Here is a 26,763-nt window from a genome sequence, read left to right on the forward strand (position 1 = left end):
TCCCGGCCTTTCTTGTCCGGGCCTCTTGCCCTGACTACTCAAGGATATTCCGTGAAATTGAACAAGAAGCATTGGATCGCGCTGGTGGCGGTGGCTATCGCGCTGCTGAGCCTGATCGGCGCGGCTTACTGGGTGATGACGCGAGGCGAGGGCCGCGTCGAGCGGCTGGATCTGGCCAATGAGCAGAACAGCCAACTGGCGGATGCCTTGCTCGATAAGATGTACGGGCATGGCAGCTACGATCCCAAGCAGCGTTGCTGGAAGGTGACCAGCGATTACATGTATTTCTGCATGAAGCCGGTGAGCCTGGACCGGGTGGAAACCGTGGAAGGCAGCAAGCTGTATCTGCTGGCGGGCGGCGATGGCTCCAGCGAATCCGAGGACGGCGTCGCAGGCGGCGCGGACCCGCGCCTGGGAGCCTTCATTTTCGATGGCAAAAATCATGAGACACAGGCTTCCGGCCTGATCCTTCCCTTTCGCAACCACAACTTTCTGGCACCCGCCGATTCTCGCCTGATCCGCCTGAATGCCAAGGGCGACATGGCTTGGCTGGTGGAGGGGAGTGATAAAGGGAAGGGATTTCCGCAGTTGCTCGCCGCTCATGGCAAGGATGTAGTCAGCATTGCTGGGCAAATATTCGGCGTGCTGCCAGACGATGGCGACGCGCGCTTCGATTACCGGGCGGATTCGCAGACCGATCCGCGTGGCTTCTACCCGCTGACGCTGAAGATCACTGGCGGTAAGAGAGCGGGTTCCTTCCGTTTCCGGTTTGACGAAAAGGAATGGTCGTATCAATGCGAGGGACAGGCGTGTTCCGACCGCTACACCGAATGGTCGGAAGACAGCAGCGATGAGCCGGATGACGAAGGAGACGATCAAAGCGCCTCGTCCAGCCAGCCCCCCGCCGATGCCAACGCCGCCTTGTTCGACGATGGCAATACATTGTCCGACGCGGACTTGAAGGAAGTGCTGGCTGCCTTGGGCGTGCGCTATGTGATCAAGGACCAGGACACCTGGGGCTTCGTCACCGACAAGTGCCGCACGCCGTTCCGCCTGAGCGGCTGGTACACCAACAGCCACGAGGAAGACCACAATCAGATCCGGATACAGGGCGGAGACAGCTGCACCTCCGGCAACGTAGGCCAGAGCATCTGGGCTTTCGACCGTGATGATGACGGGCACTTGCGCGTTAGCTTTGGCGTGCCGGCGACCAAGCTCGTCGTGGTGACCGATGGCCCGGACAGCGACTCTGATAATCCGTATCATGACATCCGCCTGTCCGGCAACGGTTTCTGCGAGTCGGTCTGGCGTTGGGATGGCAAGCAGTACCAGCGCCTGCGCAACGAGGCGATGCAGCCCGGCGGCTGCGATCACGAGCCGGCGGCGCAGCAGTAAGCGCATCCCGGATGCGATAGGAAACGGCGGCTGAGGCCGCCGTTGTCTTTTGCGGCTTTGCAGCGCGGGCCGAATCCGGCAACATCGGCCCCACCTCCCGTTTCTCGATGCCTAATGACCGAACCGCAACCCTCTTCCCGCCTGATCTGGCGCTTGCGCCTGGCCGACTCTGGCGCCCAGCTGCAGCCCTTGCTGCAAAACGCCGGCCCCGATGGCTGGAGCCGCGGTCGCGCCTGTTCGCTGTCTGGCTTGCTGCAAGACCAGGCCGAGGCGGTGCGCCCGCACGACCTGCCGTTGTTGCGCCAGCTGCTGGCCCTGCTGGAGAGGCACGACGGCGACGCGGGTCTGATCGACGCCGCGCCGCTGCTGCCGGCGCTGATCGACCATCCGCTGCTGTTCGACGCCGACGCGCCGGCGCGTCGCATCCGCGTCGAGGCCGGCCAGGCGGCGCTGCAGATGGAGCGGGTGGGCGCGGAGCTGCGCTTGAAGTTGTTGCCGGAGGGCCTGGCCGGCTGCGGCGGCGCGCTGTGGCAGCGGCCGCAGCCGGAGCGGCTGCTGGTCTACCAGCTGACCGACGAGCTGAAGGCGCTGGCTGACCTGGTCGGCCACGGCCTGACCGTGCCCTGGCAGGCGCGGCAGCGGGTGCTGGAGGCGATACGCGATGTCGCGCCCGGCCTGCCGCTGGTGGATGCCAGTCCGCAATTCGACCCGGCGCTCCCCAGCGCGGCGGCCGATGCCACGCTGTACGCCCTGCTGACCCGCCAGCCGGAAGGCCTGCGGCTGCAGTTGAAGGTCAAGCCGCATCCGGCCGCCGCCTGGAGCGCGCCGGGCCGCGGCGCGGCAGGGCTGGTGCTGGACATCGACGGCGAGTACCGGCAATTCGTCCGCGACCTGGCCGGCGAAGCCTCCCGCCTGCGCGCGCTGCGCGAGGCTTGTCCGGCGATAGGACGCGGCCAGCGCGACGGCGACGGCTGGCTGTTTTCAGACCAGCACTCGGCCTTGTCCTTGCTGGCGCAGTTGCAGGCGGCCGGCGAGGCGCGCGTCGCCTGCCTGTGGCCGCACGGCGACAAGATCCGGCTGGCCGCCGCCGACGGCATGCCGCAGCTCAAACTCAAGGTAAAGAAGCGCGGCGGCTGGCTGCAGGCCGACGGCGAGCTGGAGCTGGACGATGGCCGCATCCTGACCTTGCGCCATCTGCTGGCGGCGTTGGCCAGCCAGAAGGGCAAGTATCTGCAACTGTCCGACGGCGACTGGCTGATGCTGTCCGGCAGCCTGGGCGAGCGGCTCGGCGAGCTGGCGCGGATGGTCGACCACGCCGGCCCGGACGGATTGGCGATCAGTCCGCTGGCCGGCCCGCGCCTGCAGGCGCTGGGCGAGGACGCCGGGCAATTCGACGGCGACGACGGCTGGCAGCGGCAGGCGGCGCGTTGGCGCGAGGCGGCTGTTTTCGACCCCCAGGTTCCGACAACGCTGAACGCCACGTTGCGGCCTTATCAACTGCAAGGCTTTGCCTGGATGGCGCGGCTGGCGCACTGGGGCATGGGGGCCTGCCTCGCCGACGACATGGGCCTGGGCAAGACGGTGCAGACGCTGTCGCTGCTGCTGACCCGCGCCCATCTGGGCCCGCAGCTGGCGGTGGCGCCGACTTCGGTGGCGCTGAACTGGCTGGCCGAGGCCGCCCGCTTCGCGCCCAGCCTGCGCTTGCGCGCCTATCACCAGCAGCGCCGGCTGGACGACGTCGGGCCGGGCGATCTGGTGATCGTCAGCTACGGCCTGCTGCAGCGCGAGGCCGAGGCGTTTCGCGATGTGCACTGGGCGTCGGCGGTGCTGGACGAGGCGCAGGCGATCAAGAACCCGCAAAGCCAGCGCGCCCAGGTGGCGCAAAGCTTGCGCGCCGATTTTCGCCTGGCGGCCAGCGGCACACCGGTGGAAAACCATTTGGGCGAGCTGTGGAGCCTGTTCCGCTTCATCGCGCCCGGGCTGCTCGGCAATCTGGCGCAGTTCGAGCAGCGCTACGCCCAGCCGATCGCCGACGGCGACGACACCGCCCGCGCGCAGCTGAAAGCCTTGATCCAGCCCTATCTGCTCCGCCGCACCAAGCGCGAAGTGCTGACCGAGCTGCCGCCCAAGACCGAGACCACGCGCTTGATCGAGCTGTCCGAGCAGGAGCGCCACGTCTACGAGGCTATGCGGCAGGAGGCCCTGGCCCGCGTGGCGGAGGCCGATCCGGCCGCCGGCGGCCAGAGCATGCAGGCGCTGGCGGAACTGACCCGGCTGCGGCGTTTCTGCTGCCATCCCAAGCTCACGCAGCCCGACAGCGCGCTGCCGGCCAGCAAGCTGGCGGCTTTCGCCGAGATCTGCGAGGAGCTGCTGGACAATGGCCACAAGGCGCTGGTGTTCAGCCAGTTCGTCGACCACCTGGCGCTGGCGGCCGAGCATCTGCAACAACAAGGCGTCCGCTTCCACTATCTGGACGGCGGCACGCCCGCCAAACAGCGCAAGGCCAGCATGGACGCGTTCCAAGCCGGCGACGGCGACATGTTCCTGATCAGCCTGAAGGCCGGCGGCACCGGCCTCAACCTCACCGCCGCCGACTACGTGATCCACCTGGACCCGTGGTGGAACCCGGCGGTGGAGGATCAGGCGTCCGACCGCGCCTACCGCATGGGCCAGCAGCGGCCGGTGACGGTGTACCGGCTGGTGGCGGCCGGCACCATCGAGGAGAAGATCGTCGAATTGCACCGCGACAAGCGCGCGCTGGCCGACAGCCTGCTGGCCGGCGGCGACGCCAGCGCCAGGCTGGACGGCGAGGCCTTGCTGGCCTTGCTGCGCGGCGATGTCCGGTAATGGGACAATTGCCTGTTTACAATTGACTTGGCATGATGGCAGCCATCTTCATGACACCAAGGTTGCATCATGTCGCGTTACACCCTGTTGGCCGGCGCTGTGCTGCTGGCCGCTTCCTGGCCCGCGCTGGCGAATCCCTCCATCGGCAATAACGGCTCGCAAACCATTGGCATGGGGGCCTTGTCCATCCTGGCCGCGCCGGTGGTGAGCGTGGGCGGCACCTCGCAGGGCCATGGCGAATCGGCATTGGGCCCGGTGCTGGCGGTGACCGGCAGCGCCTATGTGATCGCCGGCATCGTCCAGGGCGCAGGCGACGTGGCCGAGCTGACGCTGGACTCGGTGCAGGGCGGCGCCAAGCTGCTGGTCAAGGCCTCCGGCTCCGCGGTGAAGGCGTCCGGCGCAGCGGTCGGCGCTTCGGTGCAGGTGACCGCCACCGCCAGCGGCACGCTGCTGGTGACTTCGGGCAAGGTGCTGGCCTTCATCCCCAACAAGGTGGGCGAGGCGCTGCTGGAACATTCGAGGATTCCGGGATGAAGCCGACGCGCTTGCTTGCCGCGCTCGCGCTGACGCTGCCGGCGCTGGCCATCGCCGGCCAGAGCTGCGAGGAGAAGCCGCTGACGCCGGAGACGTTCCGCATGGCGATGCAGACCGCGCAGAAAGTGCAGCAGCGGCTGGACCAGCTGGGCAGCGACGTGGTGGTGCTGGGGCGCATGGGCCAGGACCTCAGCCAGTACAATCTGCGCTACACCCACGCCGGCATCGTCTACCGAACCGAGCCGGACCGCCGCTGGCGGGTGGCGCATCTGCTGAACGATTGCGGCACCGACCGCTCCGAGCTGTGGTACGAGGGGCTGGGCAATTTCTTCCTCGACGACATGTTCCGTTTCGACTCGGTGGCGCTGGTGCCGCCGCCCCAGGTGGCGTCGCGCTTGCTGGCGCGGCTGAACCAGCCGGCCAGGCTGCGCGAGCTGCACACCGCGCATTACAACCTGTTGGCCTACCCGTTCTCCACCCGTTACGAGAACTCCAACGTCTGGGTGCTGGAGCAACTGGCGGCGGCGGAGAGCCACGAGACGGTGATACGCAGCCGCGAGCAGGCGCAGATGTGGCTGAAGCTGAACGGCTACCAGCCCACCGAGCTGAAGCTGGGGCCGATGACCCGGCTGGGCGGGCGCATGTTCAAGGCCAACGTCGCCTTCGACGACCACCCCAACGAATTGCGCTTCGCCGACCGCATCCAGACGGTGTCGGTGGATTCCATCATCCAGTTTGTCGACGCGCGCGAGGAAGGCTGGAAGGTGGAAGAGATCGCCGGCGCGCAGCCGCGCCGCTACTAGCGCGGCGATTTCGCCAAACGGCCCTGCGGGGCCGTTTTCGCGTTTGGCCGCATCATGAGCGTGGTTTAGGCCTTGCTCGCGGAGGGAGCAGGAATTGGCTGAGGCGCTGCTTTTTGTTCCCGCGCCGCCAGCCAGGCGCCCAGGCTGACGCTGGCCAGGCCGGCCGCCAGGCTGGCGGTCAGCGGCTCGCCGAGCAAGGGCGCGGCCAGCAGGCCGGCCAATATCGGGATCAGCGCGAACAGCACGCCCATTTTCACCGCGCCCAGCACGGCGATGGCGCGCAGGTAGAACAGCATCGCCAGGATCGCCGCGCCCACGCCCTGGTACAGCGCCTGGAAGGCCAGCATGCCCCATGACGCTTCCGCCAGATGCTTGGGCAGCCACAACAGGTAAACGGGCAGATAGAGCAGCGCGGCCATGATGGTGATCGCGCGCGTCAGCGGCCAGGCGGCGAAGTCCCAGCGCCGGGCCAGCACGCCGAACACCGCCCAGCTCACCGAAGCCGCCAGCAGCATCAGATCGCCGATCCAGGCCTGGCCGGCATCGTGCCCCCCCAGCTGCGGCAGCGCGCTCAGCAGCAGGCCCAGCGCGATCAGCGCGTAACCGGGCAGCTTGTGTTTTTGCGGCTTCTCCCCCAGCAGCGGCCAGGCGGCCAGCGCCACCAAGAAGGGCTGCAGTCCCGGCAGCAGCAGGCCGCCGTGCGCCGCCGGCGCGAATTTGAACGCGCAATAGGCGAAGATGCTGACGCCTAGGCCGCCGAGCACGGTCAGCAGCCACAGCCGGGCGTCGCGCAGCGCGCCGCGCGGCAGGCCGCCGCAGGCCAGCAGGATCAGCGCGGCGGTGCCGACGCGCAGCGCCAGTATGTCGGCGCCGGCCAGCGCGCTCTTGCCGGCCAGCCGCGACACGATGTTGAAACCGGTCCAGATGGCGACGGCGCCCGCGGCCGCCAGATAGCCCTGCCTGATGCTTGGTGAGGTCATGATGATTCTCCAGATGGGTTTCCCGCATCCTAGACCGCTTCATTGTTCTTAAAAAATGAATTATTGTGATTGAAATAATCTCAGGAAAAGAATGATGGAGCTGGATGAGCTGAGAATCTTCCAGGCGGTGCTGCAGGAGGACGGCATCACCCGCGCCGCGCAGCGGCTGCACCGGGTACAGTCCAACGTCACCACCCGGCTGCGCCAGCTGGAGGACAAGCTGGGCGTGGCGCTGTTTCTGCGCGAGGGCAAGCGGCTGGTGCCCACCGCCGCCGCCTGGCGGCTCAATGATTACGCCCAGCGGCTGCTGGACCTGGCCGAGGAGGCCAGGCTGGCGATGGCGGACGCCGCGCCCAGCGGACGGCTGCGGCTGGGCGCGATGGAGAGCACAGCCGCGGCGAGGCTGGCGCCGGTGCTGGCCGACTACCATGCGCGCTATCCGGCGGTGCAGCTGGAATTGCAGACTGGGGAGTCGCGGACCCTGACCGTCGCGGTGCTGGACGGGCGGCTGGACGCGGCGCTGGTCAGCGGGCCGCTGGACGACGACAGGCTGGAACAGACCGTGGTGGCGGTGGAGGACATCGTGCTGGTGGCCGCCGCCGCGCGGGGCGCGCCGTCGCTGGACGAACTGGCTGATTCCACGCTGCTGACCTTCGGCAGCGGCTGCTCGTACCGCCAGCGGCTGGAGGCGTGGCTGCAGCGCCAAGGCGTGCAGCCGCGGCGCATCGTCGAATTGGGCTCCTACCATGCGATGCTCAGCTGCGTGGCTTGCGGCATGGGCCTGGCCTTGCTGCCCCAGGCCTTGCTGGACAGCATGCCGCAGATGGCGGCCCAGGTGTCGACGCACGCGTTGCCGGACGACTTGTCCCGTGCGCCGACCTTGCTGATCCGCCGCCGGCAGACTTGCCTGCCGGCCTTGCAGGCGCTGGAAGCGATGCTGTTGGAACGCGCGTGGCTGGGAGGGGATCGATAGGGCGATTGCGCAAATGCTTGATTTGAAATATTTCCAAAATGAAAAATAAATCGCAAAACTAGTTCTATGTGAAAATATTTATCTGTTTTTCATATTTGTCCCGTATGATGCGCCGCGCTGGCATTTCGCCGGCCATCAAAACAAAAGCAATCATCCGGGAGAGAACATGAAGAAAGCACTCGCGCTGCTGCTGTCCGCCGCTTTCGCCGCCAGCAGCGCCCAGGCGCTGGCCTGGGGCCAGGAAGGCCACCGCATCACCGGCTACATCGCCCAGCAACTGCTGAGCGCCAAGGCCAAGGCCGAGGTGGCCCAGCTGGTTCCCAACGCCGATTTCGCGCAGCTGGCGCTGTACATGGACCAGCACAAGCAGGATCTGAAGCAGACGCTGCCGGGCTCCGACCAGTGGCATTACAACGACGAGCCGGTCTGCAGCGGCGTGACGGAAGACGAGTGCCCGGACGGCAACTGCGCGTCCAACCAGATCGACCATTACCGCAAGGTGCTGGCCGACCGCGCCGCCAGCAAGGCCGACCGCGCGCAGGCGCTGACTTTCCTGATCCACATGATCGGCGACATCCATCAGCCGCTGCACGCGGCCGACAATCTGGACCGCGGCGGCAACGATTTCAAGGTGCAGCTGCCGGGCAGCAAGAAGGTCAGCAATCTGCACTCGGTGTGGGATACCGCGCTGGTGCAGCAGGAGCTGAACGGCGCCAACGAGAAGGCCTGGGCCGCCAGCGATCTGCAGCAGTACCAGCGCAACGTCGCCGGCTGGCAGAGCGGCAGCGTCATGGACTGGGTGCATGAATCCAACCAGTACGCGCGCGCCGACGTCTACGGCCCGCTGGCCGGTTTCAGCTGCGGCGCGTCGCCGTCCACGCCGGTCTATCTGGACAACACTTATCTGCGCGCCGGTGGCTTGCTGGTGGACCAACAGCTGGCCAAGGCCGGCGCCCGCATCGCCGCGGTGATCAACCAGGCGCTGAACTAAGCGCCGGAGCTCCCCGCCCGGGCGGGCGGGGATTGATCGCGCGCATTTCCGGCGCGGCCGCGTTCGACTAAGATGGACGGCCAAGGAGGAAACATGTCGCTGAACCTCGCCGATATCCGTCTGGAATACTCGAAGAAAGAATTGTCGCCGGAAGACTGCCTGCCCGACGCGGCGGCGCAGTTCGAAGTCTGGCTGAACGAGGCGATCGCCGCGCAGGTGCCGGAACCGACGGCGATGAACCTCGCCGCGGTCGGCGCCGATGGCCGGCCGTCGTCCCGCATCGTTTTGCTGAAGGGCGTGGAGGATGGCCAGCTGCTGTTCTACACCAACTACCAGAGCCGCAAGGGGCAGGCGCTGGAAGCCAATCCCTACGTCGCCTTGAACTTCTTCTGGCCCGAGCTGGAGCGCCAGGTGAGGGTGGAGGGCAAGGCCGCGCGCGTGGCGCCGGAGGTGTCCGACGCCTACTTCGCCAGCCGGCCGTATACCAGCCGCCTGGGCGCGTGGGCCAGCGAGCAGAGCAGCGAGATCGCGTCCAAGGCGGTGCTGGTGACGCGCGCCGCGATGTTCGGCGCCCGCCACCCTATCAATGTGCCGCGCCCGCCGCATTGGGGCGGTTACGCGGTGGTTCCGGACCGGATCGAGTTCTGGCAGGGCCGCCCCAGCCGGCTGCACGATCGGGTGTTGTACACATTGCAGCCCGACGGCGGCTGGCGCCGCTCGCGCCTCGCGCCGTGATCCCTCCCGGGCCGCGATCGCGGCCCGTTCTCTTTCCCTTGGCGGCGTCTTTCTGCAACTGTCATATTTTTGCAAATATGGCCGGTATGAAAAAACAAAATAGCGAATATTTGTAGTTTTTCAGTTTGACTCCAAACCCAAGCTCATCACGGATCGCCTTGTCTGGCAATTGATCCCGCGCAGTCTTTCCAGAGAAGCCTTGCAGCAACTGCCAAAAAGTACAGATGCATATGCAAGAGAAAAATCCAATACCTAATTTATGCATTTGGGATTGTTTGGTCGGGACATTCCGGGCTAAGCCCGGCTGCGTGGCAGACGCGCCGACCCGTTCCCAAGGCTAAGTCGCAGGCCAGTCCGGCAGCAATGGGCGGCCGGCGGCGGCGGCAGGCGATGCGCACGGTCCCGCGAGAATGGCGCCGGCGAACACCATCGACTGCGGTCTCCGCCAGCCTTCCCCGACGGCGATCCGCCGCGGGGCGACAGCCCGGGCCGAACCGGCGGCGGCTTCGGTACCGACGGCCATCAGCCGGCGGTGTTGCGCGGGACACATCCCGTCCCGCCCTGTCTACATTTGGAGTCCGTGATGAGAAAACAGCAACTGATGCTGCGTGGTCTGGTCCTGTCCGCCCTGGCTGTCTTCAGCGCCTCGGCGATGGCGGCCGAGCGTATCAACCTGGAAAAGCTGGGCAAGGCCCAGGCCAGCAGCGCTACGGCGTTCGCCGGCGTCAACCAGTCGGATCTGAAGCCGCTGCGCAGCACCCAATTCGCCTCCGGCAAGGTGGTGACCCGCTACCAGCAGTACTACCAGGGCGTTCCGGTCTGGGGCGAGGCCGTGGTGGAAGAGAAGCCGGCCGCCGCGCTGAAGGCGGTTCAGGGCAAGCTATCGGGCAGCTACATCGCCGGCATCCAGTCGGATCTGGCTTCCGCCAAACCGACGCTGAGCGGCGCGCAGGTGCTGAGCCAGGCCAAGTCGCTGAAGGCCAACGGCAATCCCACCTACAACGACAAGGCCGAGCTGGTGGTGCGTCTGAACGAGCGCAACGTCGCCCAGCTGGTTTACCTGGTGTCTTTCGTAGTCGACGGCAAGGAGCCTAGCCGCCCGCACCTGATCATCGACGCCAACAGCGGCCAGGTGCTGAAGCAGTGGGAAGGCCTGAACCACGCCGAGGCCAACGGTCCCGGCGGCAACGCCAAGACCGGCAAATACCTTTACGGTACCGACTACGGTCCGTTGATCGTCACCAGCGACTGCAAGATGGACAGCGGCAACGTCGCCACCGTCAACCTCAACGGCGGCACCAGCGGCACCACCCCGTACAAGTTCGCCTGCCCGACCAACACCTACAAGGCCATCAACGGCGCCTACTCGCCGCTGAACGACGCGCACTATTTCGGCAACGTGGTGTTCAACCTGTACAAGGACTGGTTCAACCTGAAGCCGATCACGCAGAAGCTGCTGATGAAGGTGCACTACAGCCGCAACTACGAGAACGCGTTCTGGGACGGCACCGCGATGACCTTCGGCGACGGCGCCAGCACCTTCTACCCGCTGGTGTCGCTGGACGTGTCCGCGCATGAAGTCAGCCACGGCTTCACCGAGCAAAACTCCGGCCTGGTCTACGACGGCCAGTCCGGCGGCATCAACGAGGCGTTCTCCGACATGGCCGGCGAAGCCGCCGAATACTACATGAAGGGCAAGAACGACTTCCTGGTCGGCGCCGAAATCTTCAAGAAGACCGGCGCGCTGCGCTACTTTGCCGACCCGACCAAGGACGGCCAGTCGATCGGCCATGCCAAGGACTACTACAACGGTCTGGACGTGCACTACTCCAGCGGCGTGTACAACAAGGCGTTCTACCTGATCGCCACCAGCCCGAACTGGAACACCCGCAAGGCGTTTGAAGTGTTCGTCGACGCCAACCGCTTGTACTGGACCGCCAACGCCACCTACAACAGCGCCGCTTGCGGCGTGGTCAAGGCGGCCGATGCGCGCGGCTACAGCAGCGCGGACGTCACCAAGGCCTTCGCCGCCGTCGGCGTGACTTGCCAATAAGCCATCGTCGCCAACGCGGCCCCGTCCGGGGCCGCATCCGACTGCCCGGCCGGCGCCGAAAGACGCCGGCCTTCGCTCGGGAGTCCCTCATATGTTGAAACTGCGTCAAAGCGCCTTGCTGGTCCTGTTGGGCCTGGCCGGCGCCGCCCAGGCCCAGCCGGTCTGGATTTCGGTAGGCGATCAGGGCTACCAGCTGCTGCGCAAGCTGGATGCCGGCGCCAAGAGCCGGGAAAGCCGCCAGCTGGCTACGGATGGCCGTCTCGCCAAGGGCGCCGCCGCCGGAGAAACCGTGCATCTGGTCCAGGTGGACGAGGCCTTGCTGCCCAAGCTGTCCGACTCCATCCATGAAAACCTGCGCCATTGCGGCGGCTTCATCGTCCATCGCGACCTGCAGGAAGCCCAGGCCGCGCTGAAGGGCTCGGCCGCGCCGCTGGCCGGCCTGGCCGCGCCCAGCTACGCGATAGACAACCAGGCCGCCGTCAACCAGTTGCTGCCGCAGCTGCAGGACAGCAACATCCTCGGCACCATCCAGTCGCTGTCCAGCTACCAGAACCGGTTCTACACCACCAGCCACGGCGTCAACGCGTCCAACTGGATCGCCGCCCAGTGGAAGCAGCTGGCCGGCGGCCGCGCCGACGTCACCGTCGAGCAGTTCGCCCACGCCAGCTGGCCGCAGAAGTCGGTGATCCTGACGATCAAGGGCACCGACAATGCGGCGGAAACCATCGTGCTGGGCGGCCACCTGGACTCCACAGTCGGCAGCGGCACCGGCGAGAGCAGCCGCGCGCCGGGCGCCGACGACGACGCTTCCGGCGTGGCCAGCCTGACCGAGGTGATCCGCGTGCTGCTGGCCGGCAACTACCAGCCGCGCCGCACCATCAAGTTCATGGCCTACGCGGCGGAAGAAGTGGGCCTGCGCGGCTCGGCCGACATCGCCAAGCGTTTCAAGCAACAGCAGGCCAAGGTGGTGGGCGCGCTGCAGCTGGACATGACCAACTACCAGGGCGACGCGCAGGACATCTTCCTGTTCACCGACTACACCAACGCCGCGCAGAACACCTTCCTGGCCAATCTGGCCAAGACCTATCTGCCCAGCCTGAAGGTCGGCTACAGTCAGTGCGGCTATGCCTGCTCCGACCACGCTTCGTGGAACGCGCAGGGCTACGCGGCGTCGTTCCCGTTCGAGTCCAGCTTTGACAACTCCAATCCCTACATCCATAGCCGAAACGATACGCTGGCGAGCTCCGGCAACCAGGCCAAGCATGCGCTGAAGTTCTCGCAGCTGGCGCTGGCCTACGCGGTGGAGCTGGGCAGCGACGGTCCGGCGGCCAAGCTGCGCTGAGCCTGTTTTCGCCGCGGCGGCGCTCCTGCCGCGGCGGTTGCCGCGACGCGGAGCCGGCTTTGCCGGCCCCGCGTTCTTTTTTTGCGGCGCGCGCCGAGGACAAGCGGCTCTTCCGGCGCATCGCAAGCAGGCCCGCTGCGCGGCGGGCATTCAGCCGGTGTTGCGCAGGCCGGCCGAAGTGCCGTTGATGGTCAGGTGGATCGCGTACAGCGTGTCCTCGTCTTCCGGTTCGGCGCGCAGCCTGGCCAGCAAATCCGCTTGCAGCAGGCCCAGCGCGTCGAGGAAGGGCAGCCGCGTTTCCAGGCTGCGGTGCAGCGTGGGGTTGCTTTCCAGCAGCTCGGCCTGGCCGGTGATGGCGAAGAAGGCGTCGTGGGTCTTGCGCCATTCGGCCTCGATCGCGCCAAACAGCCGCGCCGCCAGCTCGCGGTCGGCCACCAGCTCGGAGAAGCGGCGGGCGATGCCCAGGTCGGCCTTGGCCAGCACCTGCTCCATATTGGACAGCACCACCTGGAAGAACGGCGAATGGCGGTACAGATGCTGCAGCTTGGCCAGGCCGGCGTCGCCGTGCTTCTGCACATAGGCGGCCACCGCCGAGCCGACGCCGAACCAGCCCGGCAGCATCAGCCGCGACTGCGACCACGAGAACACCCACGGGATGGCGCGCAGGTCGCCGATGGAGGACAGGCTCTTGCGCGAGGCCGGCCGGCTGCCGATATTGAGCCGGGCGATGGCGGTCACCGGCGTCGCCTCCAGGAAGTACTGCATGAAGCCCGGCGTCTCCACCAGCGCGCGGTAGGCGGCGAAGGCGCTGGCCGACAGCTCGTCGAACAGCGCGGTGTCCACCTCGCCGCCCGGGATATTGCCGAGGCTGGCTTCCAGCGTCGCCGCCACCAGCGCCTCCAGATTGCGGCCGGCGATGGCGGGGTCGGAATACTTGGCGGTGATCACCTCGCCCTGCTCGGTGATGCGGATGCGGCCGGCGACGCTGCCGGCCGGCTGGGCGACGATGGCCTCGTACGACGGGCCGCCGCCGCGGCCGACCGAGCCGCCGCGGCCGTGGAACAGCTGCAGCCGCGCGCCGGCGTCGGCGAATACCTTCACCAGCCGGGTTTCCGCCTGCCATAGCTGCCACTGGCTGGTCAGGTAGCCGCCGTCCTTGTTGCTGTCGGAATAGCCCAGCATCACCTCCTGCACCCGCTCGCGGCTGTCCAGCAACTGCTTGTACCACGGCAGCGCGAACAGCGCGCGCATCACCGTTTCGCTGCTCTCCAGGTCGGCGATGGTTTCGAACAGCGGCACCAGGTTGACGCTGGCGCGCGGCTGGCCGTGTTCCAGCCGGATCAAGCCGGCTTCCTTGCACAGCAGGGCCAGCGCCAGGATGTCGCTGACGCTGGCGCAGTTGGAGATGATGCACTGGCCGATGGCTTCGACGCCGAACTCGCGCTGGATCGCCGCCGCCTCGCGGAAGATGGCCAGCTCTTTTTCGGTCTGCTCGCCGTAGCGCAGGTAGGGCGAGAACAGCAGCCGCGGCGTCGCCAGCTCGCGGGTCAGCACCCGCACCCGCGCCGCTTCGTCCAGCGCGCGGTATTCCTCCAGGCCGGCGGCGCTGAACAGCTCGGCCACCACGCCTTCGTGCACCGCCGCGTGCTGGCGCAGGTCCAGCGGCATCAGGAAGAAGCCGAACACGTCGACGCTGCGGATCAGCCGCGACAGCCGGCCGTCGGCCAGCAGCGCGCTGCCATGCGCGCGCAGCGAGGCGGACAGGCTGGCCAAATCCTGGATCAGCTCGCGGTGGTCGCGGTAGGGCGCGCGCTCGTCCCAGCGGCAGGCCAGCTCGACGCCGCGCAGCCGGGCCGTGGCGCGCAGCTTGCCCTGCATCGTCGCCAGCGCGCGGCGGTACGGCTCCTCGCCGCGGCTGACCGCCTGGTCCGGCGACTGCTCGGCCAGCGCCAGCACCTCGGCGCCGGCGTCCACCAGCCGCGACGACAGCGACAGCTCGCGGTACAGGCTCTTCAGCTCCTGCAGGTAATGCTCGAACGCCTGCTGCGCCTGGCGCGTCACCGCGTGGCGCAGCAAGCCGGCGTCGACATTGGGGTTGCCGTCGCGGTCGCCGCCTATCCAGCTGCCGACGCGGATGAAGGACGGCAGCCGCGCCTCCTCGCCCCATAATTGGCCGATCTCGCGCTCCAGCCGGCGGTACAGCGCCGGCAGCGCCTCGAAGAAGGCCAGCGGGTGGTAGGCGACGCCGTTGGTGATCTCGTCGCGCACCGTCATCTTGAAGTGGCGGATCTCGGAGGTTTGCCACAGGGCCAGGATCGCCCGCTTCAGCTTGGCCTCCAGCTCCTCGCGCTCTTCCGGCGTCAGGTCCGGCGCGTTCAGCTGCGACAGGAAGCGGCGCACCGCGCGATGGCCGTCCAGCACGCTCTGGCGCTGCACCTCGGTCGGGTGGGCGGTGAGAATGGCGCCCACCCTGGCGTGGCTGAGCAGCTGGTGCAGCGCGTGGAAGCTGACGCCGTCCTGGCGCAGCCGCTGCAGCGCGCGCGGCAGGCTGCCCTGCTGCGGCGCGGAGCCGGCCAACTGGTGGGCGCGGCGGCGGCGGTTGTGGTGCAGGTCTTCGGCGATGTTGAACAGTTGCGCGTACAGGCCGCAGGCGCGCAGCAAGGACGCCGCCGCCTCCGGCGCCAGCTGCGGCAGCGGATGGCTGCGCTCGTCGCCGCGGCGCAGCGCGATCGCCTGCACCGCGCCGGACACCACCGCGCCCTCTTGTTCGCCCACTACTTCCGACAGCAGCCGGTCCAGACAGGCCAGGTCGGACCGCAGAGGCAGGTCCTTGTCGTGCTCGCTCATATTCTTGTTCCCGTGTTCGACTCGTCAGGCATGGCCACGGCCTCCATGGCCATGCCTCACCGGTCGCGGGCAAACATTCATCATAAGCAGCTTCCGCGCCGTAGTGGACACGCTACGGCATTTTTCCGCGGCTTGCCTTGATCTTGCTGCGTCGCAGCAACAACCGGGCCAAGCCCATGACGGCAGCGTGGTAGAATCCGGAGTTGATTACACCCTCTCTATTGGGATCCGGTTTCATGGACAAGATCGTCATCGCCAGCCGCGAAAGCCGGCTGGCCATGTGGCAGGCCGAGCACATCCAGGCCCGGCTGCAAGCGCTGTACCCGCACCTGGCAGTGGAAATCCTGGGCATGACCACCCAGGGCGACCAGATTCTGGACAAGACGCTGTCCAAGATCGGCGGCAAGGGGCTGTTCGTCAAAGAACTGGAGCAGGCGCTGATGGACGGCCGCGCCGACTTGGCCGTGCATTCGCTGAAGGATGTGCCGATGACGCTGCCGGACGGCTTCGCGCTGGCCGCGGTGTGCGAACGCGAAGACCCGCGCGACGCCTTCGTCTCCAATCGCTACCACAGTCTTTCCGAGCTGCCGGCCGGCAGCGTGGTGGGCACCTCCAGCCTGCGCCGGGAAGCCCAGCTGCGCGCCCGCTTCCCGCAACTGGCGGTCAAGCCGCTGCGCGGCAATGTGCAGACCCGGCTGAGGAAGCTGGACGACGGCGAGTTCGACGCCATCATCCTGGCCGCCGCCGGCCTGAAGCGCCTGGGCCTGGCCGAGCGCATCCGCAGCGAGCTCGCGCCGTCGGAAAGCCTGCCGGCCGCGGGACAGGGTGCGCTGGGCATCGAGATCCGCGAAGGCCGCGCCGACCTGCTGACGCTGCTGGCGCCGCTGAACCACCCGGACACCCGCGCCTGTACCGCCGCCGAGCGCGCGCTGGCCAAGGAGCTGGGCGGCAGCTGCCAGGTGCCGCTGGGCGCCTTCGCCACGCTGGCCGACGGCGCGCTGACCCTGGGCGGCCTGGTCGCCCATCCGGATGGCTCGGTGGTGTTGACCGCCAGCGCCAGCGCGCCGGCCGACTATGCCGAAGCGCTGGGCCGCGCGGTGGCGAAAAAGCTGATCGATGCCGGCGCCCGTCCGCTGATAGACGCTGTGCTGGCCGAGCCGCGCTGAGCCGGCGATGACGCGCGTACTCGCCGCCCGGCCTCTTGCGCAGTGCGCCGGCCTGCTCGGGAAACTGCGCGCCGAGGGCTGGCAGGCCGAGCATCTGCCGCTGATGGAGATCGAGCCGCTGCCCGCCGCGCTGGCCGCGCTGCCGCGGCAGGCGGCGCAAGCCGACGCGCTGTTCTGGGTCAGCCCCAGCGCGATAGACGCGGCCTGGCCTGCATTGGCGGGCCTGGATCTGTCCGGCAAGCGCCTGGCCTGCGTCGGCGCGGCCAGCGCCAAGCGGCTGGCTGATCTGTCCGGCCTGCCGGTGCTGCATCCGGCCGCCGGCAGCGACAGCGAAGCGCTGCTGGCGTTGCCGGAACTGGCCGACGTGTCCGGCCAGCGCTGGCTGATCGTCCGCGGCGAGGGCGGCCGCGCGCTGCTGGCGGACACGCTGGCGGCGCGGGGCGCGGAAGTGGCCGTCGCCGAGGTCTACCGCCGCGTCGACGGCGCGCCGGACTGGGCGGCGTTCGATGCCGCTCCGCCCGATGCCGTGATCATCACTTCAGGCGAAATGGTAGAGCAATTGTTCCGACTGGCTGGCCCGCGCCGGACGGGAACGCTACAATGCCTGCTGTACTGCGTGCCGCATCCGCGTATCGCCGAGCGCCTGGACGCTTTCGGCGCGACACGCATCGTGACAACCCGAGCCGACGATGCCGCACTGGTCGCCGGCCTCAAAGAATGGTTCCGTCGTCACCCATGAGCGAATCCCAGATCAACGAAGCCATCCCGGCCCAGGCCGCCCCGTCCCGCAAACGCCCCGGCCTCGCCGTGTGGCTGGCCGTCGCCGCCCTGGGCGTCGCCGGCTGGCAGTTCTACACCACCCAGCAGCAGCTGGATTCGATGCGCCAGGAGCTGGCGCGCCGTCTGGCCGAAGGCAGCGGCGCCGGCAAGGAGCAGCGCGCGATCGCCGAGCAGGCGATGCTGGCCGCCCGCGCCACCGACGGCAAGCTGGCGCTGGTGGAGGCGCGCGTCAACGAGGCCGCCGGCCAGTACGCGACGCTGAACGGCATGTACCAGGAGCTGACCAAGAACCGCACCGACTGGCTGCTGTCCGAGATCGAGCACACGCTGGCCATCGCCAGCCAGCAGCTGCAGCTGGCCGGCAACGTCAGCGCCGCCGTCTCCGCGCTGGAGATGGTGGACGCGCGGCTGGCCAAGTTCGACCGTCCGCAGCTGATCGGGGTGAAGAAGGCCGTGGCCACCGATCTGGAAAAACTGAAGGCGCTGCCCTACCTCGACACCGTCGGCCTGACCGTCAAGATCGACCGGCTGATGCTGAGCGTGGATTCGCTGCCGCTGGTGGTGGATTCGCACCGCCTGAGCGGCGCGCAGCCGGGCAAGCCGGCGCAGCCGGCGGCGGACGCCCCGTGGTGGGAGCGGCTGTCCGCCGAGATCAGCGGCAGCCTGGGCGAGCTGATCCACATCCGCCGCATGGACAAGCCGGAGGCGTTGCTGCTGTCGCCGGAACAGGCTTTCTTCCTGCGCGAGAACCTGAAGATGCGCCTGCTGGACGCGCGCCTGGCGCTGATGCAGCGCGACGGCAAGACTTACGCCGCCGACATCGCCGCCGCGCGCAGCTACGTGCAGCGTTATTTCGACCGCGACGCGGCCGCCTCCTCGCAGTGGCTGGCGACGCTGGGCGAGCTGGAAGGCGCGCCCCTGGACATCAGCCTGCCTGACATGAGCGCCAGCCTGAAGGCCGTGCGCGACGCCCAAGGCAATAGCGGGGAGTAAACGGTGAGATTCGCATTGTGGATAACCGGCCTGTTCGCATTGGCCGTGCTGGTGGGGCTGGCCTCCACCTTGAATACCGGCTACGCCATCCTGTTCCTGCCGCCTTACCGGATGGAAGTGTCGTTCAACCTGATGATCGTGCTGGTGGTGGCGCTGATCGTCGTCACCCACATCGCGTTGCGGCTGATCGCGCTGGCCGCCGATCTGCCGCGCCAGGTGCAGCGCTTTCAGCGCCAGAAGAAGCTGAAAGCCGCCCGCCACGCGCTGCGCGAGGCCGGCATCGCCTTCTTCGAGGGCCGTTTCCAGAAGGCCGAGCGCGAGGCGTCCAAATCGCTGTCCGATGAATACTCGGCCGAGAACCGCGCGCTGGCGCTGCTGATCGCCGCCCGCGCGGCCGGCTCCGCCGGCGACGGCGGCAAGCGCGACGAGTACCTGAACCAGCTGGACCAGCTGCCGGCCCGGCTGCAGCTGGCGCGCCACATGCTGGACGCCGAGCTGCGGCTGGAGGACAAGGACGCGCTGGGCGCGCTGGCCGCCATCGAGCGCGCGCGCGCGCTGTCGCCCAACCTGACCAACGCGCTGCGGCTGGAGCTGAAGGTGCGCCTGCTGCAGAAGCAGCCGGAAGCCATCCTGCTGCTGACCGAAAAACTGCTGAAGGCCGACGCGCTGGAGCCGGAGCAGGCGCGCCGCTACCGGCTGGCCGCCTACCAGCAGCAGCTGTCCGGGCTGTTGTCCGAGCGCGAAGTGCGCGACTGGCTGCGCCGCATCCCCGACGCCGAGCGCGGCAATCCGCAGTTGCTGCAGCAGGTGGTGTCCCACCTGATCCGCTTGCAGGAATACGACTACGCCGCCACGCTGCTGGCCGGCGCGCTGTCCAGCGACGAAATGGAGCTGCCGGAGCTGGCGCGCGAACTGGGCCAGCTGGCCGCCCACCTCAGCGTGGAAAAGCGGCTGGCGCTGCTGAAGGACGCCGAGAACTGGCTGAAGCTGCGCCCGCGCGACCACTGGCTGTTGCTGGCGCTGGGCCGTCTGGCGCAGGCGCAGCAGCTGTGGGGCAAGGCGCAGAGCTATCTGGAGGCCAGCGTGTCGATCCAGCCCACGCTGTGCGCGCACGCCGAGCTGGCGCGGCTGTTCGAGGCCACCGGCAAGGAAGAGGCTTCGCAGCTGCATTACCAGAAGAGCCTGGAGCTGGCGCTGAGCCAGGGCTGCTGAGCGCAGCCGTCCGAGATGCCGCCCGCCGTTCCGGCCGGCGGCATTTTTCTTGCCCGCGCGACGGCGGCGGGCAAAAAAAATCGGACCCCGAGGGGCCCGTGCATGCCAACGTGGACTGGCAGACAATCAATCGATACGAGAGCGCGGGCGGCATCCTGTCTGACAATAAGGATGCCGAACGACGAAAGCTGTGCCAGAATCAACCATTATGCATGGCTGACCTCAGATCTATGCATGGCGCTTGCTTTCGCCGCGACGATGCCGGCCGCGACAATGTTCACCAGCATACGTGGAGGCGGCGGTTTGCACAAAGCAGTTAATCTCATGAAAACTATGAAGAAAAGGCATGTAACAGCATGAAGCTGCCTCCGCTGAATGCCCTGCGCGTGTTCGTAGTCGCCGCCGAGCACCTGTCGTTCACCCGCGCCGCCGCGGCGCTCAGCCTGACCCAGGGCGCGATCAGCCGCCATGTCCAGACCTTGGAAGAGTATTACGGCGCCACCCTTTTCACCCGCCAGGCCCGCGGTCTGGCGCTGACCGCCGAGGGCGAGGCGCTGGTGAAGCCGGCGCGCGAGGCGTTCCAGCTGCTGAACGAGGCCAGCGAGGCGCTGCGCCTGCGCCAGAGCGATCTGCGGGTGCGGATGCCGCCGACGCCGGCGATGCGCTGGGTGCTGCCCAATCTGGCCGACTTCCAGGCGCGGCATCCGGAGTACACGCTGCATTTGCTGACCCAGCTGATACACAACAAGCCGTTCAACCGCGCCGAATACGACCTGGCCGTGGTGGGCCTGTCCAGCCCGGAGGCGGCGGCCGATCTCCGGCTGGAATGCATCTGCCGCGAGAAGCTGATTCCGGTGTGCTCGCCCAGCCTGCTGGCCGGCAAGCACCCGCTGCATGTGCCGGACGATCTGAGGCACCACACGCTGCTGCATCCGTGGCGCGACCAGAACACCTGGAAGCGCTGGCTGACGCTGGCCGGCGTGTCCGGCGTCAATCCGGAGAGCGGCGTCACCTTCGACGCGCTCGAATACGCGCTGCACGCGGCGGTGGCCGGCATGGGCGTGACGCTGGCCCAGGCGTCGATGGTCACCCAGGACCTGGACAGCGGCCGGCTGGTGATTCCGTTCGACACCGTGCTGGAAACCGAATGGGCCTACTACCTGGTCTATCCGCACGAGCTGGCCGAGCTGCCCAAGGTGCGCGCCTTCCGCGATTGGCTGGTGCACACCGTCGCCAACAGCGAGGAAGCCAGCTGGCTGGCGCGCCAGGGCTACTGAGCGCCGCCGGCGTCCGCCGCCGCGTCCCGGCGGCGGCGGCCTTCCCTTTTCCCGCCAACATTTGTTAACCGCAGGGGCGTGGCGCGGCGGTCCGGCGTTCCGCATAATGATTGACATAGCAACTATTGCCTTATCAATCATGAACGCTCCTTCTTCCCCAGCCGGTCTGGCCGCCGGTCTGGATTTCCGCCAGCGGCTGCTGGCGATGCTGGGCCTGTGCTGCGTGCTGATCATGGTGGCGCTGGACCAGACCGTGGTCGGCACCGCGATGCCCACCGTGGTGGCCGACCTGCATGGCTTCGCGCTGTACGCCTGGGTGGGCACTTCCTACCTGCTGACCTCGGTGATCACCGTTCCCGTCTTCGGCAAGCTGGGCGACGACCACGGCCGCAAGCCCTTCGTGCTGACCGCCATCGTATTGTTCACCGCCGCCTCCATGCTGTGCGGCCTGGCCCAGGACATGCTGCAGCTGGTGCTGGCGCGCGCCTTGCAGGGCGTCGGCGGCGGCATGCTGGTGGCCACCACTTTCGCCTGCGTGCCGGATCTGTTCCCCCACACCCGCGAGCGGCTGCGCTGGCAGGTGATGCTGTCCGCGTCCTTCGGCCTGGCCAACGCCATCGGGCCGTCGCTGGGCGGTTTTCTCACCGAGTACCTGGGCTGGCGCTGGGTGTTCTTCGTCAATCTGCCGGTCGGCGCGGCCAGCCTGTGGCTGGTCTGGCGCTTCCTGCCGGTGATCCGCCACGACGAGAGGCCGCCGTCGCGGCTGGACTGGCAGGGGGCGGTGCTGATCGCGCTATTCCTCGGCTCGCTGCAACTGACGGTGGAATGGCTGCCGCAGCACAAGTCGCCGCTGCTGTTGGCCGCGCTGGCCGGATTGGGCCTGGCCGCGCTGGCGGTGCTGATATGGTGGGAAAAGCGCAGCCCCAATCCGCTGCTGCCGCCCAGCATGCTGTCGCACCGGGGCCTGGCGCCGCTGTTCGGGCTGTCCTTGCTGATGGGCTTCGGCATGTTCGCGGTGATGTATTACGCGCCCTTGATGTTCCAGGCCGGCTTCGGCTTGTCGCCCAACCAGGCCGGCCTGCTGGTGACGCCGCTGGTGGTGTTCATCACCATTGGCAGCATGCTCAACGGCCGCATCGTGCAGCGGCTGAAGCATCCGACGCGGCTATTGGGCCTGGGGCTATTGATGTTCGCCGCCACCGCGGCGCTGCTGGCGCGCACTACGCCGTCCACGCCGCACGCGCTGATTTTCGCCAATATGATGATGGGCGGCCTGGGCCTGGGTTTGTTGATGCCCAACCTGACCATCTTCGTCCAGCAGCTGGCGCCGCGCCAGCAACTGGGCGTCTCCACCGCGATGCTGCAGTCGACGCGGATGGTGGGCGGCATGCTGGGCACGGCGGTGATGGGCGCGGTGGTCAGCCACCGGTTCCGGGAGAGCGTGGAGGCGATGTTGACCGCGCGCCACGGCGAGAGCTGGCGCTCCTGGCTGGCCGATCCGCAGACGCTGCTGAACGCCGACAGCCTGGCGCAGTTCCGCCATGCGGCGGCCGGCGCCGAAGGCTTGCTGGCCGCCAGCCGGGAACTGCTGGTGGACGCCATCCATTGCAGCCAGTGGCTGGTGGCGCTAGGGTTGCTGCTGGGCCTGTGGCTGGTGCGCAAGGTGCCGGCGGTGAGGCTGGACAGCGCGGTCCCGGAACAGGAGCGGCGGCATGAATGAGCATCAACCCAATCTGCTGCAGCAACTGGGCCGCAGCAGCCGCGCGATGTACAGCGCCTTCGAGGGCAGGGTCGGCGAGGCGCTGCCGCGCTGGCGCATCCTGAAGGCGCTGGACGATCTGGGTACGGCCAGCCAGAAGCGGCTGGCCTGCCATCTGCAGATGGACCCCGGCGCGCTGACGCGGCAGTTGAAGCCGATGGAGGCCGAGAAGCTGGTGCGGCGCGACACCGATCCGGCCGACAACCGCCAGACGCTGGTGACGCTGGACGAGGCCGGCGCGGCGCTGCTGCGCGCGGCGGCCCCGCAGCGGCAGGCGTTTTTCGACCAGGCCTTGAACGGCATCGACGCCGCGGAGCTGGCGGCGACGCTGCGGGTGCTGCGCCTGCTGGAGGAGCGGTTCCGCTGCATGGCCGCCGACGCGCGCTAGCGTCCGGCCGTCGCCTCGTCGCGTCCGGCGATCACCAGCCGGTTGCGGCCTTGCTGCTTGGCGCGGTAGAGCTCGCGGTCGGCGGCCTCGATCAGCTGGCGGCTGTCCGCCACCTCGCGCGGATGCACGGTGGCGCCGCCTATGCTGATGGTGACGATGCTCGCCACCGACGAGCCGGCGTGCGGCAGCTGCAATTCGCGCACCGCCTCCAGCACCGCCTCGCCGACGACGGCCACGCCATCGGCGCCGGTGTCCGGCAACAGGCAGATGATCTCCTCGCCGCCGTAGCGCGCCACCAGGTCTTGCGGCCGCCGCACGCTGCCGCGTATCGCCTGCGCCACTTCGCGCAGGCAGTAGTCGCCGCTGACGTGGCCGTAGTGGTCGTTGTAGAGCTTGAAGTAGTCGATGTCTATCATCAGCATGCCCAGCGGCGTGCCCAGCCGCCGCGCCCGCCGCCATTCGCCGTCCAGGCTTTCCTCGAAGCAGCGGCGGTTGGCGATGCCGGTCACCGAATCCACCCGCGACAGCGCCAGCACCTCGGCGTGCGATTGTTCCAGCGCCAGCGTGCGAATGCGCACCTGCTGCTCCAGCTGCTCCTGCTGCCTTCCCAGCTCTTGCTTGATGAGGCGCTGCTCGCTCATCAGCGCGGCGAGGCACAGCGCCACCACGGTCAGGATGCCGATATAGGTCTGCAGGATGATCAGCGTGCTGTAAGCGGAAAAGCCCAGATAGGGGCCGCCGCCGTGGCGAGTGCCCCACAGCGCCAGCAGGGTGATCAGCAGCAGCGCCAGCGCCACCTCCCGCGGGCTGAAGCGGAACGCCGCCCAGGCCACCAGCGGCAGCACCAGCATGTCCAGCGGATAGGTGGTGTCCATGGTGGGGTGCCACCAGATGAAGATGCTGGCGGTCAGCAGCGCCACTGTGCCGAAGTAGGCCAGCATCTCGTACCAGGCTTCCCGCCCCAGCCTGGGCCAGCCGTGGTAGTAGAGATTGAGCAGCAGGCTGCTGAACAGCAGCGTGCCGCTGGCATTGCACAGCCACCACAGGCAGCCTTGCGCCAGCAGCATTTTTTGCGGCACCAGGTGGGCCAGATAGGCGGAGGCGACGGCGATCAGCGTGCCCAGCAGGGTGCAGGCCGCCACGATCAGGCAGAACAGCAGGCAGTGGCCGAAGCTGCCCAGCGGATTGCCGGCGCCGAGATGGCGGCGCACCAGCCAGGCGCCGGCCAACGTTTGCGCCAGCGCGCCGGCGGCGATGCCCAGCGCCGGCGGCAGCCAGTCCAGGCCGGCGGCCTGGCCCGACCAGCGCCATCCTTCCACCAGCAGCGCGCCCAGCAGCACGCCAGGCCAGGCGCGCCGGCCTCGCAGCAGCAGGGCGGCCAGCGCCAGCGCGGGTTGCGGCCACAGCACGGTGTCCATCCCCAGCTCCAGCATCAGAAAGCGGTCGCCCAGCCAGGCCGCCGCGCAATACAGCAGCGCCACCAGGACATTGGGCAGCCAATCCGGGACAGCCGGAGGGCGCGTGAGAGTGCCGCGCATAGATTCCCTTCCCTTGGCTGCGGAGCGACGTGGCCGCCGCAGCGTGCTTTTCTTAAGTTTTATCGTAGTTTGCGAATGGCGGCGGCGCTGCCGAGAGGCGCGGCAAGCGCATAAAAAAAGGCCGCAGCGGGGCTGCGGCCGTTTGATGCGGAGGCTGGCGGATTACATCTTCACGCCCAGTTCGCGCAGGCGCTCGTCCAGGTAGGCGCCGGCGGTGTAGCGGTCGGACAGGATCACGTCCGGACGCGGGTGCAGGAACAGCGGCAGCGAGATGCGGCTTTTCTTCGCGCCCTCGCCGCTGGGGTTGACCACGCGGTGCTGGGTGGACGGGTAGTAGCCGGCCGACGCTTCCTGCAGCATGTCGCCGATATTGACCACCAGGGTGCCGAAGTCGCAGGGCACGTCCAGCCATTCGCCGTTCTTGCCCTGCACCTGCAGGCCCGGCTCGTTGGCGGCGGGCAGGATGGTCAGCAGGTTGATGTCGCCGTGGGCGGCGGCGCGCAGCGAGCCGGCCGGCTCGTCGCCGGTCAGCGGCGGGTAGCGCAGCACGCGCAGCAGCGTCTGCTGGCTGTCCTGGATCATGTGGGACAGCGGCTCGCGGTAATTGGCGGCGATGTCGGCCGGGGTGTATTGCTGCACCCAGGACAAGAGTTCCTGTGCCAGCTGGTTGGCGATGCCGTAGTAGCGGTCGGCGTCGGCCTTGAGCTGCGACGGCGCGCGGCCCCAGGGGTAGATGTGGAAGTATTCCTTGATGTCCTTGAGCGTGGCGCCCTTGGCGGTTTCCGACACTTCCGGCGAGAACCAGCCGTCCTGCTTTTCCACCGAGAAGGCGTAGTCGAACTTCTCTTCGCTATTGAAAAAGTCCAGCCATTCGGCGTAGATCTTTTCAACCAGGTCTTGCGGGATGGGGTGGTTGGTCAGCACGCCGAAGCCGGTTTCGTGCAGGGAACGGGTGAACTGCTCCGCGGCGTCCGGGGCGCGGTAATCGACAACTCTGACGTTCATGGGGTGGTTTTCCTGATGAACCCGGCGCCGCCATGCAATATCGGGGCGGTCGCCGGCCGCGCGCATTGTAGCGGCTAAGCTACACAGCGCCAAGCCGTTGGCATCTGTACTGTTGGAAAACTACCAAAACAGAAGCGGCCTTGCCGCGCAAGGCCGCAGCCGCGATGCCGAGGGGCGGGCTTCAGGAGGAGCCGGACGGGCGGGACTGGCTGTCCGGCGCGGCCAGGGGCATTGCCCCGGTGTACTTTAATTACAGAAAAGCGGCGCCTACACCCGCTGGTCCATGTCCAGCGCCGGGGTGCCCGGACAGGCCTGGGCCACGATGCGGGCCGGCACGCCGGCCACGGTGGCGTGCGGCGGCACGTCTTCCAGCACCACGCTGCCGGCGCCCACTTTCGCGCATTCGCCGACGCGGATATTGCCCAGCACCGCGGCGCCCGCGCCCAGCATCACGCCATCGCCTATCTTGGGATGGCGGTCGCCGCGCTCCTTGCCCGAGCCGCCCAGCGTCACGCCGTGCAGGATGGACACGTTATTGCCGATCACGGCGGTTTCGCCGACCACCAGGCCGGTGCCGTGGTCCAGCATCACGCCCTGGCCGACGCGTGCGGCGGGATGGATGTCGGCGCCGGTGACTTCGGAGATGCGGTTCTGCAGGAACAGCGCCAGCGTGGTCCGGCTCTGCTGCCACAGCCAGTGGGTGATGCGCTGGCTCTGGATCGCGTGGAAGCCCTTGAAGTACAGCAGCGGCGTGGAGTAGCGGTCGCAGGCGGGGTCGCGCTCGAAACAGGCGCGGATGTCGGCGCGCAGCGCGGCGCTGATCGCCGGATCGGCCTGGAAGGCCTCGCGGAACAGTTCCTGCAGCGCGCGCGGATCCATCACCGGGCTGGCGAGCTTGGTGGACAGGTGGAAGGCCAATACGTCTTCCAGCGTGGCGTGGCGCAGAACGGTCATGTGCAGGAAACTGGCCAGCAGCGGCTCGTCGTTGACCGCCGCCAGCGTTTCGTCGCGGATGGCCGACCACAGCGGATCAACCAGGGTGGAACTCATCGAGGACTCCGGAAATGACATCTAGTCGAAACATTGTAGCCTGCCGCAGTCCGCGCCGTCAGCCCGAGGCGAAGCGCCGTCAGGATTCGCGCCGC

The 26,763-nt window shown here is 67.9% G+C and carries 21 protein-coding genes; 16 read left to right on the forward strand and 5 right to left on the reverse strand.

Features of this window, described 5'->3' with window-relative positions; genetic code table 11:
• Positions 1-51 precede the first annotated feature (51 nt).
• The 4 genes from ACY3GB_RS15010 (at position 52) to ACY3GB_RS15025 (ending at position 5,579) form a co-directional block, all read left to right on the forward strand.
• On the forward strand, positions 52-1,395 hold the full coding sequence (locus ACY3GB_RS15010; RefSeq protein ID WP_463089450.1) for a hypothetical protein: 1,344 nt from the start codon (positions 52-54) through the stop codon (positions 1,393-1,395).
• Between the two features lie 114 nt (positions 1,396-1,509).
• Positions 1,510-4,242, forward strand: coding sequence for a DEAD/DEAH box helicase (locus tag ACY3GB_RS15015; protein ID WP_463089451.1), 2,733 nt, complete (start codon positions 1,510-1,512; stop codon positions 4,240-4,242).
• A gap of 69 nt (positions 4,243-4,311) precedes the next feature.
• Entirely contained in the window at positions 4,312-4,776 is a 465-nt protein-coding gene (locus ACY3GB_RS15020) for a hypothetical protein (RefSeq protein WP_463089452.1), read from the forward strand.
• Positions 4,773-5,579: a DUF2145 domain-containing protein gene (locus ACY3GB_RS15025; protein ID WP_463089453.1), complete on the forward strand. Its 807-nt coding sequence runs from the start codon at positions 4,773-4,775 to the stop codon at positions 5,577-5,579. The genes ACY3GB_RS15020 and ACY3GB_RS15025 overlap by 4 nt, the downstream gene beginning before the upstream one ends.
• Before the next feature lie 65 nt (positions 5,580-5,644).
• Here the strand turns inward: ACY3GB_RS15025 and ACY3GB_RS15030 are convergent, their stop codons facing one another.
• Complete coding sequence (locus ACY3GB_RS15030; protein ID WP_463089454.1) at positions 5,645-6,559, reverse strand: DMT family transporter; 915 nt, start codon at positions 6,557-6,559, stop codon at positions 5,645-5,647.
• A gap of 91 nt (positions 6,560-6,650) precedes the next feature.
• Between ACY3GB_RS15030 and ACY3GB_RS15035 the strand changes: the two genes are divergently transcribed.
• The 5 genes from ACY3GB_RS15035 to ACY3GB_RS15055 all read left to right on the forward strand — a co-directional run bounded on the left by ACY3GB_RS15035 (position 6,651) and on the right by ACY3GB_RS15055 (position 12,653).
• Positions 6,651-7,532 carry a LysR family transcriptional regulator gene (locus ACY3GB_RS15035; RefSeq protein ID WP_463089455.1) on the forward strand — a complete coding sequence of 294 codons (882 nt, stop codon included), beginning with the start codon at positions 6,651-6,653 and terminating at the stop codon, positions 7,530-7,532.
• A gap of 166 nt (positions 7,533-7,698) precedes the next feature.
• Positions 7,699-8,523, forward strand: a complete 825-nt coding sequence (locus ACY3GB_RS15040; RefSeq protein ID WP_463089456.1) for a S1/P1 nuclease — start codon at positions 7,699-7,701, stop codon at positions 8,521-8,523.
• Between the two features lie 93 nt (positions 8,524-8,616).
• Positions 8,617-9,258, forward strand: a complete 642-nt coding sequence (gene pdxH / locus ACY3GB_RS15045) for a pyridoxamine 5'-phosphate oxidase (protein ID WP_463089457.1) — start codon at positions 8,617-8,619, stop codon at positions 9,256-9,258.
• A 583-nt stretch (positions 9,259-9,841) separates the two neighbouring features.
• A complete protein-coding gene (locus ACY3GB_RS15050; protein WP_463089458.1) occupies positions 9,842-11,311 on the forward strand; it encodes a M4 family metallopeptidase in 1,470 nt (489 codons plus the stop codon).
• 91 nt (positions 11,312-11,402) lie between these two features.
• Positions 11,403-12,653, forward strand: coding sequence for a M28 family metallopeptidase (locus ACY3GB_RS15055; protein WP_463089459.1), 1,251 nt, complete (start codon positions 11,403-11,405; stop codon positions 12,651-12,653).
• 150 nt (positions 12,654-12,803) lie between these two features.
• Here the strand turns inward: ACY3GB_RS15055 and ppc are convergent, their stop codons facing one another.
• Positions 12,804-15,500 carry a phosphoenolpyruvate carboxylase gene (gene ppc, locus ACY3GB_RS15060; protein WP_463089460.1) on the reverse strand — a complete coding sequence of 899 codons (2,697 nt, stop codon included), beginning with the start codon at positions 15,498-15,500 and terminating at the stop codon, positions 12,804-12,806.
• Between the two features lie 236 nt (positions 15,501-15,736).
• Here ppc and hemC point away from each other — a divergent pair, with 236 nt between their 5' ends.
• From hemC to ACY3GB_RS15095, 7 genes are all read left to right on the forward strand, one after another.
• Positions 15,737-16,666, forward strand: a complete 930-nt coding sequence (hemC, locus tag ACY3GB_RS15065; RefSeq protein ID WP_463089461.1) for a hydroxymethylbilane synthase — start codon at positions 15,737-15,739, stop codon at positions 16,664-16,666.
• Between the two features lie 7 nt (positions 16,667-16,673).
• Positions 16,674-17,405 carry a uroporphyrinogen-III synthase gene (locus ACY3GB_RS15070; protein WP_463089462.1) on the forward strand — a complete coding sequence of 244 codons (732 nt, stop codon included), beginning with the start codon at positions 16,674-16,676 and terminating at the stop codon, positions 17,403-17,405.
• Positions 17,402-18,439 carry a uroporphyrinogen-III C-methyltransferase gene (locus tag ACY3GB_RS15075; protein ID WP_463089463.1) on the forward strand — a complete coding sequence of 346 codons (1,038 nt, stop codon included), beginning with the start codon at positions 17,402-17,404 and terminating at the stop codon, positions 18,437-18,439. The genes ACY3GB_RS15070 and ACY3GB_RS15075 overlap by 4 nt, the downstream gene beginning before the upstream one ends.
• A 3-nt stretch (positions 18,440-18,442) precedes the next feature.
• On the forward strand, positions 18,443-19,651 hold the full coding sequence (locus tag ACY3GB_RS15080; protein ID WP_463089464.1) for a heme biosynthesis HemY N-terminal domain-containing protein: 1,209 nt from the start codon (positions 18,443-18,445) through the stop codon (positions 19,649-19,651).
• A gap of 356 nt (positions 19,652-20,007) precedes the next feature.
• On the forward strand, positions 20,008-20,928 hold the full coding sequence (gene gcvA / locus ACY3GB_RS15085) for a transcriptional regulator GcvA (protein ID WP_021478883.1): 921 nt from the start codon (positions 20,008-20,010) through the stop codon (positions 20,926-20,928).
• 139 nt (positions 20,929-21,067) lie between these two features.
• Entirely contained in the window at positions 21,068-22,648 is a 1,581-nt protein-coding gene (locus tag ACY3GB_RS15090; RefSeq protein ID WP_463089465.1) for an MDR family MFS transporter, read from the forward strand.
• Positions 22,641-23,075, forward strand: coding sequence for a MarR family winged helix-turn-helix transcriptional regulator (locus ACY3GB_RS15095; protein ID WP_463089466.1), 435 nt, complete (start codon positions 22,641-22,643; stop codon positions 23,073-23,075). Before ACY3GB_RS15090 ends, ACY3GB_RS15095 begins: the two co-directional genes overlap by 8 nt.
• On the opposite strand, the gene ACY3GB_RS15100 is transcribed toward ACY3GB_RS15095, so the two are convergent.
• The 3 genes from ACY3GB_RS15100 to cysE form a co-directional block, all read right to left on the reverse strand.
• The gene (locus ACY3GB_RS15100; protein WP_463089467.1) at positions 23,072-24,613 is read right to left on the reverse strand and encodes a sensor domain-containing diguanylate cyclase; all 1,542 of its coding nucleotides are present in this window, start codon (positions 24,611-24,613) and stop codon (positions 23,072-23,074) included. The two genes, ACY3GB_RS15095 and ACY3GB_RS15100, sit on opposite strands and share 4 nt — an antisense overlap.
• Positions 24,614-24,775: 162 nt before the next feature.
• The gene (locus tag ACY3GB_RS15105) at positions 24,776-25,618 is read right to left on the reverse strand and encodes an isopenicillin N synthase family dioxygenase (protein WP_463089468.1); all 843 of its coding nucleotides are present in this window, start codon (positions 25,616-25,618) and stop codon (positions 24,776-24,778) included.
• Positions 25,619-25,885: 267 nt separating this feature from the next.
• Entirely contained in the window at positions 25,886-26,668 is a 783-nt protein-coding gene (gene cysE / locus ACY3GB_RS15110) for a serine O-acetyltransferase (RefSeq protein WP_463089469.1), read from the reverse strand.
• Between the last annotated feature and the right edge of the window lie 95 nt (positions 26,669-26,763).

It is taken from the genome of Chromobacterium sp. Ag138, assembly GCF_055181315.1.